This is a genomic window from Aeromonas sp. Y318-3, assembly GCF_027706185.1.
In the GTDB taxonomy this organism is placed as follows: domain Bacteria; phylum Pseudomonadota; class Gammaproteobacteria; order Enterobacterales; family Aeromonadaceae; genus Aeromonas; species Aeromonas veronii.
Genome location: NZ_JAPDCN010000011.1, coordinates 1 through 12262, shown reverse-complemented (window position 1 = coordinate 12262; position 12262 = coordinate 1). Strand labels below are relative to the sequence as shown.

Here is a 12262-nt window from a genome sequence, read left to right as displayed (position 1 = left end):
GCTCTTATTGTTCGAGAATTGACGTGGGCGCCCCGCTGTTTTGGCAGCCGGGGCGCCGAGGTTAGACTCCTGACAGGGGAAACACGTGAAAGACTTACTCAAGTTTTTGAAGGCTCAGACCAAGACCGAAGAGTTTGACAGTATCAAGATCGGTCTGGCCTCTCCTGACATGATCCGCTCCTGGTCATTCGGTGAGGTCAAAAAGCCTGAGACCATCAACTACCGGACTTTCAAGCCGGAGCGTGATGGTCTGTTCTGCGCCCGTATCTTCGGACCGGTGAAGGACTACGAGTGTCTGTGCGGCAAGTACAAGCGCCTGAAACACCGTGGTGTGATCTGTGAGAAGTGCGGCGTTGAAGTGACCCAGACCAAGGTACGTCGTGAGCGTATGGGCCACATTGAGCTGGCCAGCCCGACTGCCCACATCTGGTTCCTGAAGTCCCTGCCGTCCCGTATCGGTCTGCTGCTGGACATGACCCTGCGCGACATCGAGCGCGTGCTCTACTTCGAATCTTTCGTCGTAATCGAGCCGGGTATGACCAACCTCGAACGCAGCCAGATGCTCTCTGAAGAGCAGTACCTGGATGCGCTGGAAGAGTGGGGCGACGAATTTGACGCCAAGATGGGTGCCGAAGCAATCCTGGCATTGCTGCGTGCTATCGATCTGGAAGGTGAAGTCAAAACCATGCGTGAGGAGCTGGATCAAACCAACTCCGAGACCAAGCGCAAGAAGACCACCAAGCGTCTGAAGCTGATGGAAGCTTTCCTGCAGTCCGGCAACAAGCCGGAGTGGATGATCATGACAGTGCTGCCTGTGCTGCCGCCGGACCTGCGTCCGCTGGTACCGCTGGACGGCGGCCGTTTCGCGACTTCCGATCTGAACGATCTGTATCGTCGCGTGATCAACCGTAACAACCGCTTGAAGCGTCTGCTGGATCTGGCTGCTCCGGACATCATCGTGCGCAACGAAAAGCGTATGCTGCAAGAGTCCGTCGATGCCCTGCTGGATAACGGTCGTCGCGGTCGTGCCATCACCGGTTCCAACAAGCGCCCGCTGAAATCCCTGGCCGACATGATCAAGGGTAAGCAGGGTCGTTTCCGTCAGAACTTGCTCGGTAAGCGTGTCGACTACTCCGGTCGTTCCGTTATCACCGTAGGCCCGACTCTGCGTCTGCATCAGTGCGGTCTGCCGAAGAAGATGGCTCTGGAACTGTTCAAGCCGTTCATCTATGGCAAGCTGGAAACCCGCGGTCTGGCGACTACTATCAAGGCCGCCAAGAAGATGGTGGAGCGTGAGGAAGCTGTCGTTTGGGATATCCTGGACGAAGTGATCCGCGAACATCCGGTTCTGTTGAACCGTGCACCGACTCTGCACCGTCTGGGTATCCAGGCATTCGAACCGACTCTGGTCGAAGGCAAGGCAATCCAGCTGCACCCGCTGGTTTGTGCTGCGTATAACGCGGACTTCGATGGTGACCAGATGGCGGTCCACGTACCGCTGACCCTGGAAGCCCAGCTGGAAGCGCGTGCGCTGATGATGTCTACCAACAACATCCTGTCGCCTGCCTCCGGTGAGCCGATCATCGTTCCTTCTCAGGACGTGGTCTTGGGTCTGTACTACATGACCCGTGCCCGTATCAACGCCAAAGGCGAAGGTATGGTGCTGGCCGGCCCGAAAGAAGCCGAGAAAGTATATCGCGCCGGTCTGGCCGATCTGCATGCTCGTGTGAAAGTACGCATTACCGAATACCTGCGTCAGGAAGACGGTTCTCTGCGTGAACACACCGAGATGAAGAACACCACCGTTGGTCGTGCGATCCTGAGCCTGATCCTGCCGAAAGGCATGGAATACGCCCTGATCGACGAGCCGAAGGTGCTGACTGCTGCAGAACAGGCTGATCTGGATGCCAATCCGCAGAACTGGATCAAGTGCGTATCCAACAAGGCGCTGGGCAAAAAGCTCATCTCCCGTCTGCTGAACACCTGCTATCGCAAGCAGGGCCTGAAGGACACCGTTATCTTCGCTGACCAGCTGATGTATACCGGTTTCCACTACGCGGCCCTGTCCGGTGCTTCCGTTGGTATTGATGACATGGTCATCCCGGATGCCAAGAAAGACATCATCGCGGCAGCCGAAGCCGAAGTTGCCGAGATCCAGGACCAGTTCCTGTCTGGTCTGGTAACTGCGGGCGAGCGTTACAACAAGGTTATCGATATCTGGGCCAGCGCCAACGAGCGCGTCTCCAAGGCCATGATGGAGAACTTGTCCAAAGAGCGTAACGTCAACTCGCTGGGTGAAGAAGAAGAGCAGGCCTCGTTCAACAGCATCTTTATGATGGCCGACTCTGGTGCGCGTGGTTCCGCTGCCCAGATCCGTCAGCTGGCCGGTATGCGTGGCCTGATGGCCAAGCCGGATGGCTCCATCATCGAGACCCCGATCATCGCGAACTTCCGCGAAGGTCTGAACGTACTGCAGTACTTTATCTCTACCCACGGTGCTCGTAAGGGTCTGGCGGATACTGCACTGAAGACTGCGAACTCCGGTTACCTGACTCGTCGTCTGGTAGACGTGGCGCAAGACATGGTGATCACCGAGGACGATTGCGGCACTACCGACGGTCTGTGGATGACTCCGCTGATCGAGGGTGGCGACGTGGTCGAGCCGCTGCGTGAGCGCGTGCTGGGTCGTGTGGTGGCAGAAGATGTCATCAAGCCGGGTACCGAGGACGAGATCCTGGTTGCTCGCAACACCCTGCTCGACGAGCAGCTGTGTGACCTGCTGGAACGCAACTCCGTTGACCGTGTGAAGGTACGTTCTGCCATCACCTGTGAAACCGACTTCGGTAACTGTGCTCACTGCTACGGCCGTGATCTGGCCCGTGGTCACTTGGTTAACAAGGGTGAGGCTGTCGGTGTTATCGCCGCCCAGTCCATCGGTGAACCGGGTACCCAGCTGACGATGCGTACTTTCCACATCGGTGGTGCTGCATCTCGTGCCGCTGCTGAAAGCAGCATCCAGGTCAAGAACACCGGTACCATCAAGCTGCAGAACGCCAAGTTCGTTCACAACAGCGATGACAAACTGGTTATCACCTCACGTTCTACCGAACTGACCATCATGGACGACATGGGCCGTACCAAGGAAAGCCACAAGCTGCCTTACGGTTCTGTGCTGGAAGTGAAGGATGGCCAGGCCGTGAGCGCTGGTGAGACCGTTGCTAACTGGGATCCGCACACCCACCCGATCATCACCGAAGTGGCAGGTCGCCTGCAGTTCGAACACATGATCGATGGCGTGACCATCACTCGTCAGACCGACGAGCTGACCGGTCTCTCTTCTATCGTCGTACTGGATGTCAACGAGCGTCCGAGCGCCGGTAAAGAGATGCGTCCGACCGTTAAACTGGTCGACCTGAACGGCAAAGACGTGATGATCCCGGGTACCGATGTAGCCGCCCAGTACTTCCTGCCGGGTAAGGCGATCGTGAACCTGGAAGATGGTGCCAACGTGGGCGTGGGTGACGCGGTAGCGCGTATCCCGCAAGAGTCCGGCGGTACCAAGGACATCACCGGTGGTCTGCCGCGCGTTGCGGATCTGTTCGAAGCACGTCAACCGAAGGAACCGGCAATTCTGGCCGAGATCTCCGGTACCATCTCCTTCGGTAAAGAGACCAAGGGCAAACGCCGTCTGGTCATTACCCCGACCGATGGTGGCAACGTCTACGAAGAGATGATTCCGAAGTGGCGTAACCTGAACGTGTTCGAAGGTGAAAAAGTTGAGAAGGGTGAAGTGCTGGCGGACGGTCCTGAGTCTGCTCACGACATCCTGCGTCTGCGCGGTATCAGCCCGGTCGCCAACTACATCGCCAACGAAGTGCAGGACGTTTACCGTCTGCAAGGCGTTAAGATCAACGACAAGCACATCGAAGTCATCGTTCGTCAGATGCTGCGCAAGTGCGAGATCCTGACTGCTGGCGACACCGATCTGATCGAAGGCGAACAGGTTGAAGTAGCTCGTGTGAAGATTGCCAACCGTAAGCTGGTTGCCGAGGGCAAGACCCCTGCGACCTACCGTCATGTACTGATGGGTATTACCAAGGCATCTCTGAGCACCGAGTCCTTCATCTCCGCGGCTTCCTTCCAGGAAACCACTCGCGTTCTGACCGAAGCCGCCGTAGGTGGCAAGCGTGATGAACTGCGTGGTCTGAAAGAGAACGTCATCGTGGGTCGTCTGATCCCGGCTGGTACCGGCTTTGCCTACCACCACAGCCGGATCAACCAGCGTGCTGCCGCAGCTCGTGCTGTTGGTACCCCGCAGGTGACCGCTGATGAAGCGGAGCAGAACCTGGCGGATCTGCTGAACGCAGCCGGTAGCTTCGACGAAGAGTAACTCGTCATCCGTGATTGAAAAGGGCTCCTTCAAGGAGCCCTTTTTGTTGGCCAATTCCTCGGCAAAGGTAGACGCAGCGCGGGTTTCAGGATGATCCAGAGCAAAGTTGTAGAGTAAAAAATCAAAAAAAGTTGACTTTACTCCCCTGCAATTTAAAACTCGGGAAAGTTGAATGGTTATTACAGGGGTAGAACATGACTGTCGGTATCGAGGAAGCCATGCTTCCCGAAGAACAGCTGATCAGCCGCACTTTTACAGATGAAGACAGGGAATTGTTGCGCTCATACGATGGGCTCATCGATGGCTTGGCCGAGCTGTTCGGCAAGCATTGTGAAGTGGTTCTCCACTCCCTGGAAAATCTGCACGAGTCGGTGATCAAGATCGCCAACGGCTTCAATACCGGACGCACCCTCGGGGCGCCCATCACCGATCTCGCCCTGCGCATGCTCAAGGACATCGAGAGCACCGGCCAGGATTACACCCAGAGCTATTTCGCTCGCAGCCGTACCGGTGCGCTGATGAAGTCGAGCACCATCGCCATTCGCAACAGCGAGCGGCAAGTGGTGGGGCTGATCTGCATCAACCTGCACATCAATGCGCCTTTCCACGAGTTCGTGGCCGAATTTTTCCCGACGCCCCAGCAGGCGGCGCGTCAGTCACCAGAGACCTTCGCCAACAGCGTGGAAGAGCTGGTTGCCCAGACGGTGGATAACACCATCGACGAGATCAATCGCGATCCCACCGTGGCCAACAATGCCAAGAACCGCTTCATCGTGACCCAGCTGTTCGAGAAGGGCATTTTCGACATCAAGGATTCGATCAATCTGGTGGCGGACAAACTCAATATTTCAAAACATACCGTTTATCTTTACATCCGACAGCGCAAGCAGGGTGAAGACGAGAACGAGTAACTCATTCCAGAAGGGGATAGATGAATGGCTAAAGAAGTGATTGCAACCGACAAGGCGCCTGCCGCGATTGGTCCGTATGTTCAGGCTACCAAGGTTGGCGAGATGATCTTCACCTCCGGGCAGATCCCGCTCGATCCTGCCACCATGGAAATCGTGGCTGGCGGCATTGAAGAGCAGGCCGAACGGGTGATGAAGAACCTGGTTGCCGTGTTGCACGCTGCCGGTGCCGATGCCAGCAAAGTGGTCAAAACCACCTGCTTCCTGAGCGACATGAACAACTTCGTTGCCTTCAATCAGGTCTATGCCCGCTACTTTGGCGATGCGGCGCCAGCCCGCTCCTGCGTGGAGGTGGCTCGTCTGCCGAAAGATGTGCTGGTCGAGGTCGAGGCGATTGCCCATCTCTGATCAACAGATTGAATCAAGCCCCTCCTGGCAGGGGCTTTTTTGTTTTTGGCGTAAAATGGACCGGGTCAGCACAGGAGTCCTGCTATGAGTCTGAGTTTTGCCATCCTGGTCACGGGGCCCGCCTATGGCACCCAGTCGGCCAGCACCGCCTATCGTTTTGCCCGCACCTTGTTGGCACAGGGGCATACCTTGTCCCACCTGTTCTTCTATCAGGATGGGGTCTGCAACGGCAACGGTCTGCACCTGCCAGCATCCGATGAGACTGACCTGGTGCGTCTGTGGCGAGAGCTGGCAGAAGTGCAGGGGATCCGTATCGACGTCTGCGTCGCCGCCGCCATGCGACGCGGTGTGCTCGATGAGCAGGAGGCCAAGGGGGCAGGGCAGGTGCACTTCAATCTGCAACCGCCATTTTGCCTGAGCGGTCTGGGCCAGTTGGCCGAGGCGGCGCTCACCGCCGATCGGCTGGTTCAGTTCTAGGGGGAGTCATGAGCAAGAAAATCGCCTTTATCTGCAGTCGTGGCCCCCATGGCCATGCCGCCGGCCGGGAAGGACTGGATGCCTTGTTGGCCACCTCTGCCATGACCGATGAGCTGGCCCTCTTCCTGATTGGGGACGGCGTGCTGCAACTGCTCAAGGATCAGCAACCTGCTGCCATTTTGCAGCGCCACTACGCGCCCACCTTCAAAATGCTGGAACTCTACGACATTGAAGAGGTCTATGTTTGTGCTGACTCGCTGGCAGAGCGTGGCGTGACAGTGGATGATCTGCTGATCCCCGTCGAGAGTCTGCCGCGCCAGGAAATGGCTCGGCGCTGGGCCCAATGTTCGACCCACATCAGCTTTTGAGGTCTCCATGTTGCATCTGATATTGAACTCTCCCTTTCAGAGTCAGGCTCTGGCAGAGGCGCTCTCATACCTTCAGCCCGAGGATGAGCTGGTACTGATGCAGGATGCCGTGATTGCGGCATCGGCTCCCCAGTGGAGCGCGCGGCTGGCGGGTATCCCGCTTTATGTGATGCAGGAAGATCTGCAAGCTCGCGGTTTGCAGCATCGGGTGGGCAATGTGCTCGATATGGCGGGTCTGGTGGCACTGATTGCGCAAAAAGGTTCCCCGCGCACCTGGGGTGGCTGATAAGCACATTTCCATGAAAATTCAAGGAGATGTCGTGAAATCAAACGGATCCGAATTGCCCTTTTGTGACGCAAATTGTATAAATCTTGACTCCCCAGACAACAGGGCATAAAATTTCGCGTCCCCGTATCTGCGGGGAGGATTTTCCACACGTTTATGAAGTCATTATCAGGAGCCTTTTGATGGCAACTATTAACCAGTTGGTTCGCAAGCCACGCATCAAGCTCGTTGTGAAAAGCAACGTGCCGGCGCTGGAAGCGTGCCCTCAGAAGCGTGGCGTATGCACTCGTGTATATACCACCACCCCGAAGAAGCCTAACTCTGCATTGCGTAAAGTGTGCCGTGTACGTCTGACCAACGGCTTCGAAGTCACCTCCTACATCGGCGGTGAAGGTCACAACCTGCAAGAGCACTCTGTTGTTCTGATCCGTGGCGGTCGTGTAAAAGACTTGCCAGGTGTTCGTTATCACACCGTTCGTGGTGCGTTGGACTGTGCCGGTGTTAAAGACCGTAAGCAGGCTCGCTCCAAGTATGGCGTGAAGCGTCCTAAAGCTTAATGGTTCTCCGTTAAGTAAGGCCAAACGTTAATTCGTTTCTAGTTAGATAGCTTTCTAGTTTTGGGTAATCCCTGAAGTTACGGAGAATTTGAAATGCCAAGACGTCGTGTTGTTGGTCAGCGTAAAATCCTGCCAGATCCCAAGTTCGGATCAGAGCTGCTGGCTAAATTTGTCAACGTAGTAATGGTTGACGGTAAGAAATCTGTTGCAGAAGCCATTGTTTATGGCGCCCTGGACATCATTGCCACCAAATCTGGCAAAGAGCACCTGGCCGTATTCGAAGAAGCTCTGGATAACATTCGTCCGGCGGTCGAGGTTAAATCTCGTCGCGTCGGTGGTGCAACCTATCAGGTGCCGGTAGAAGTTCGTCCGGTACGTCGCAATGCCCTGGCAATGCGCTGGTTGGTTGATGCCGCTCGTAAACGTGGTGAAAAATCAATGGCTCAGCGTCTGGCTGGCGAGCTGCTGGATGCCGCTGACAATAAGGGTTCGTCTGTCAAGAAACGTGAAGACGTTCACCGTATGGCTGAAGCGAACAAAGCCTTCGCTCACTTCCGCTGGTAATCCGCTTGCGCAGGGTCTTTTGACTCTGCGCACCTTTAATTATCTAGGGACAAGCGCCTTAGTAAGAGGATGACAATGGCTCGTACAACCCCCATTGAGCGTTATCGTAACATCGGTATCTCCGCTCACATTGACGCCGGTAAGACTACTACTACCGAGCGCGTACTGTTTTACACCGGTGTAAGTCACAAGATCGGTGAAGTTCACGATGGCGCTGCCACCATGGACTGGATGGAACAGGAACAAGAGCGTGGTATCACCATCACCTCCGCCGCGACCACCGCTTTCTGGTCCGGTATGGGTAAACAGTTCCAACCGCACCGTATCAACATCATCGATACCCCGGGCCACGTTGACTTTACTATCGAAGTAGAGCGTTCAATGCGTGTTCTGGACGGTGCCGTGATGGTGTACTGTGCCGTAGGTGGCGTACAGCCACAGTCTGAAACCGTATGGCGTCAGGCTAACAAGTACAAGGTTCCCCGTATCGCGTTCGTCAACAAGATGGACCGTACCGGCGCCAACTTCCTGCGCTGCGTTGAGCACATCAAGACCCGTCTGAAAGGTACTCCGGTTCCCCTTCAGCTGAACATCGGCTCTGAAGAGAACTTCAAGGGCGTTGTTGACCTGGTCAAGATGAAGGCGATCAACTGGAATGAAGCTGATCAGGGCGTATCCTTCGATTACGAAGACGTCCCGGCCGAGTTGCTGGAACAGGCGCAAGAAATGCGCATGAATCTGGTTGAAGCTGCTGCTGAAGCGTCTGAAGACCTGATGGAAAAATACTTGGGCGGCGAAGAGCTGACCGAGGAAGAGATCAAAGGTGCTCTGCGTCAGCGCGTGCTGAACAACGAAATCATCCTGGTAACCTGTGGCTCCGCGTTCAAGAACAAGGGCGTACAGGCAATGCTGGATGCCGTGATCGAGTACCTGCCGGCTCCGACCGACGTTGCTGCTATCGACGGCCTGAAAATGGACGGCGAGACCAAAGACGAGCGTCACGCTTCTGATGACGAGCCGTTCTCTGCTCTGGCGTTCAAGATCGCTACCGACCCGTTCGTTGGTAACCTGACCTTCTTCCGTGTCTACTCTGGCGTGATCAACTCCGGTGACACCGTGCTGAACTCCGTCAAGGACAAGCGCGAGCGTTTTGGCCGTATCGTTCAGATGCATGCCAACAAGCGTGAAGAGATCAAAGAAGTACGCGCTGGTGACATCGCTGCTGCCATCGGTCTGAAAGACGTGACCACTGGTGACACCCTGTGTGACCCGAACGCACCGATTATCCTCGAGCGTATGGAATTCCCGGAGCCGGTAATTTCTATCGCGGTTGAGCCGAAAACCAAGGCTGACCAGGAGAAGATGGGTCTGGCTCTGGGCCGTCTGGCTCAGGAAGATCCGTCCTTCCGCGTATGGACTGACGAAGAGTCAGGTCAAACCATCATCGCTGGTATGGGTGAGCTGCACCTGGACATCATCGTTGACCGTATGCGTCGCGAGTTCAAGGTTGAAGCCAACGTAGGTAAGCCGCAGGTTGCTTACCGTGAAACCATCCGTACCACCGTTAAAGACATCGAAGGCAAGCATGCCAAGCAGTCTGGTGGTCGCGGTCAGTACGGTCATGTTGTTATCGACATGTACCCGCTGGAAGAAGGCAAAGCCTACGAATTCGTCAACGACATCAAAGGTGGTGTCATTCCTGGTGAATTCATCCCGGGTGTTGATAAAGGTATCCGTGAGCAGCTCAAATCTGGTCCGCTGGCTGGTTACCCGGTTATGGATCTGGGTGTGCGTCTGCACTTCGGTTCTTACCACGATGTCGACTCTTCCGAACTGGCGTTCAAAATCGCTGCTTCCATGGCCTTTAAGGCTGGCTTCATGAAAGCCAACCCGGTTCTGCTCGAACCGATCATGAAAGTAGAAGTTGAAACTCCGGAAGATTACATGGGCGACGTTATCGGTGACCTGAACCGTCGTCGTGGCCTGATCGAAGGTATGGAAGATGGCCCGTCCGGCAAGATCGTACGTGCTCTGGTGCCGCTGGCCGAAATGTTCGGTTATGCAACTGCACTGCGTTCCGCTACCCAGGGTCGTGCTTCCTACGCCATGGAATTCGCCAAGTATCACGATGCACCGACCAACGTTGCACAAGCCGTGATCGAAGAGCGCAAATCCAAGTAATTTAAGATTCCCCGCCTACGACGGTAGGCGGGTTTAACCTAGAAGGACTACGTCGTGTCTAAAGAAAAATTTGAGCGTAATAAACCGCACGTAAACGTCGGCACCATCGGCCACGTTGACCACGGTAAAACCACCCTGACTGCAGCTATCACCAACGTGCTGGCCAAGCACTTCGGTGGTAAAGCTTTCGCCTTCGACCAGATCGACAAGGCACCGGAAGAGCGTGAGCGTGGTATCACCATCAATACCTCCCACGTAGAATACGACACCGCTACCCGTCACTACGCCCACGTAGATTGCCCGGGTCACGCCGACTACGTTAAAAACATGATCACCGGTGCTGCCCAGATGGACGGCGCGATCCTGGTAGTAGCAGCGACTGACGGCCCGATGCCGCAGACTCGTGAGCACATCCTGCTGGGTCGTCAGGTTGGTATCCCGTACATGATCGTGTTCATGAACAAGTGTGACATGGTTGATGACGAAGAGCTGCTCGAACTGGTAGAGATGGAAGTTCGTGAACTGCTGACCGAGTACGACTTCCCGGGTGATGACCTGCCGGTAGTTCGTGGTTCCGCACTGAAAGCGCTGGAAGGCGACGCTCAGTGGGAAGAGAAGATCATCGAGCTGGCTGGCCACCTGGATACCTACATCCCGGAGCCGGAGCGCGCGATTGACCAGCCGTTCCTGATGCCTATCGAAGACGTATTCTCTATCGCTGGCCGTGGTACTGTAGTTACCGGTCGTGTAGAGCGCGGTATCGTTAAAGTAGGTGAGACTGTAGAAATCGTTGGTATCAAAGATACCGTTTCTACCACCTGTACCGGTGTTGAAATGTTCCGTAAGCTGCTGGACGAAGGTCGTGCAGGCGAGAACATCGGCGCGCTGCTGCGTGGTGTTAAGCGTGAAGACGTAGAGCGTGGTCAGGTACTGGCCAAGCCGGGTTCTATCAAGCCGCACACCAAGTTCGAATCTGAAGTGTACGTACTGTCCAAAGAAGAAGGCGGTCGTCATACCCCGTTCTTCAAAGGCTACCGTCCGCAGTTCTACTTCCGTACTACCGACGTGACCGGTACCATCGAACTGCCGGAAGGCGTAGAGATGGTAATGCCGGGCGACAACATCAAAATGGTTGTTACCCTGATTGCTCCGATCGCAATGGACGACGGCCTGCGTTTCGCTATCCGTGAAGGTGGCCGTACCGTAGGTGCTGGTGTTGTAGCTAGCGTAATCGCCTAATCGATTCGTTATATACAAACATGAAAAGGGGTGGCTTCGGCCACCCCTTTTATTTTTGGGGCTATTTATGGCCTGTGAGATACTGGGCAAAACCATTGATAGAGGTAGTTTCCGTGAGCAACCCCGCCATTTTTCTGGATCGTGACGGTGTCATCAATGAAGACACTGGCTATGTCAGCCAAGTCGATGATTTCCATTTTCTGCCCGGAGTCATAGACGCTCTGCAGCTCCTCAAAAAGAAAGGCTATCTACTGGTCGTCGTCACTAACCAGTCCGGAATCGCCCGCGGCTACTTCAGTGAAGATGACTTCATGAATCTGACTGAATGGATGGATTGGTCACTGGCTGATCGGGATGTGGATCTTGATGGCATCTACTTCTGCCCCCATCACCCGGATCACGGCGCCCCCTGTGATTGCCGCAAACCGGAGCCAGGCATGCTGCTGTTGGCACAACAGGAACTGGGGATCGACATGAGTCGTTCCTATATGGTGGGTGACAAGCCTTCCGATCTAAAAGCTGCCGTCAATGCTGGTGTTGGTCACAAGATCATGGTCAGAACCGGTAAGCCGGTGACCGAAACGGGTAGTGCGCTGGCCGATGCTCTCTATGACAATCTGCACGATTTTGCTGTTGCGGTGCCTGCAGTGAGCTGATTTCGCCGGTTTAATATGCTAGTTGGTGGCTTTGTGAGCGAACAAACAGCGAAAGCCATCTTTTTGCAATTATCTGCTTGCCAGAAAGAATCTGTTCCCTATAATGCGCCTCCATCGACAGGGCAAGCGGCAACGCAGAAAGCCAAGTCGGTAACCTCGAAAAGCCTTTGAAAATAAGGCTTGACTCGAGAAGGCGGTTGAGTAGAATTCCACTCCCGCAGCAACACA

12 protein-coding genes are annotated in these 12262 nt (G+C 55.3%); 11 read left to right on the top strand and 1 reads right to left on the bottom strand.

Going from position 1 to position 12262, the window contains the following annotated elements:
- The first annotated feature begins 85 nt into the window (after nt 1–85).
- The 11 genes from rpoC to gmhB all read left to right on the top strand — a co-directional run bounded on the left by rpoC (nt 86) and on the right by gmhB (nt 12034).
- Complete coding sequence (gene rpoC / locus OKB77_RS15260; RefSeq protein ID WP_150390143.1) at nt 86–4390, top strand: DNA-directed RNA polymerase subunit beta'; 4305 nt, start codon at nt 86–88, stop codon at nt 4388–4390.
- A 194-nt stretch (nt 4391–4584) separates the two neighbouring features.
- The gene (locus OKB77_RS15255; RefSeq protein WP_005339902.1) at nt 4585–5301 is read left to right on the top strand and encodes a helix-turn-helix transcriptional regulator; all 717 of its coding nucleotides are present in this window, start codon (nt 4585–4587) and stop codon (nt 5299–5301) included.
- A gap of 24 nt (nt 5302–5325) precedes the next feature.
- Nucleotides 5326–5706 carry a RidA family protein gene (locus OKB77_RS15250; RefSeq protein WP_005339904.1) on the top strand — a complete coding sequence of 127 codons (381 nt, stop codon included), beginning with the start codon at nt 5326–5328 and terminating at the stop codon, nt 5704–5706.
- 84 nt (nt 5707–5790) lie between these two features.
- Nucleotides 5791–6183 (top strand): sulfurtransferase complex subunit TusD, encoded by a 393-nt coding sequence (tusD, locus tag OKB77_RS15245; RefSeq protein ID WP_150390144.1) that lies wholly within the window; start codon nt 5791–5793, stop codon nt 6181–6183.
- An 8-nt stretch (nt 6184–6191) separates the two neighbouring features.
- Nucleotides 6192–6551: a sulfurtransferase complex subunit TusC gene (tusC, locus tag OKB77_RS15240; RefSeq protein ID WP_088870338.1), complete on the top strand. Its 360-nt coding sequence runs from the start codon at nt 6192–6194 to the stop codon at nt 6549–6551.
- A 7-nt stretch (nt 6552–6558) separates the two neighbouring features.
- Nucleotides 6559–6837, top strand: a complete 279-nt coding sequence (tusB, locus tag OKB77_RS15235) for a sulfurtransferase complex subunit TusB (protein WP_005339909.1) — start codon at nt 6559–6561, stop codon at nt 6835–6837.
- A gap of 182 nt (nt 6838–7019) precedes the next feature.
- Entirely contained in the window at nt 7020–7394 is a 375-nt protein-coding gene (rpsL, locus tag OKB77_RS15230; RefSeq protein WP_005306278.1) for a 30S ribosomal protein S12, read from the top strand.
- A 93-nt stretch (nt 7395–7487) separates the two neighbouring features.
- Nucleotides 7488–7958 (top strand): 30S ribosomal protein S7, encoded by a 471-nt coding sequence (rpsG, locus tag OKB77_RS15225; RefSeq protein WP_005339911.1) that lies wholly within the window; start codon nt 7488–7490, stop codon nt 7956–7958.
- A 75-nt stretch (nt 7959–8033) separates the two neighbouring features.
- Entirely contained in the window at nt 8034–10139 is a 2106-nt protein-coding gene (gene fusA, locus OKB77_RS15220; RefSeq protein WP_021229318.1) for an elongation factor G, read from the top strand.
- A gap of 54 nt (nt 10140–10193) precedes the next feature.
- Nucleotides 10194–11378: an elongation factor Tu gene (tuf, locus tag OKB77_RS15215; protein ID WP_005339879.1), complete on the top strand. Its 1185-nt coding sequence runs from the start codon at nt 10194–10196 to the stop codon at nt 11376–11378.
- A 113-nt stretch (nt 11379–11491) separates the two neighbouring features.
- The gene (gmhB, locus tag OKB77_RS15210; RefSeq protein WP_005356377.1) at nt 11492–12034 is read left to right on the top strand and encodes a D-glycero-beta-D-manno-heptose 1,7-bisphosphate 7-phosphatase; all 543 of its coding nucleotides are present in this window, start codon (nt 11492–11494) and stop codon (nt 12032–12034) included.
- A gap of 10 nt (nt 12035–12044) precedes the next feature.
- Here the strand turns inward: gmhB and OKB77_RS15205 are convergent.
- On the bottom strand, nt 12045–12262 hold a 218-nt coding region (locus tag OKB77_RS15205), incomplete at its 5' end, for a hypothetical protein (RefSeq protein WP_270817932.1).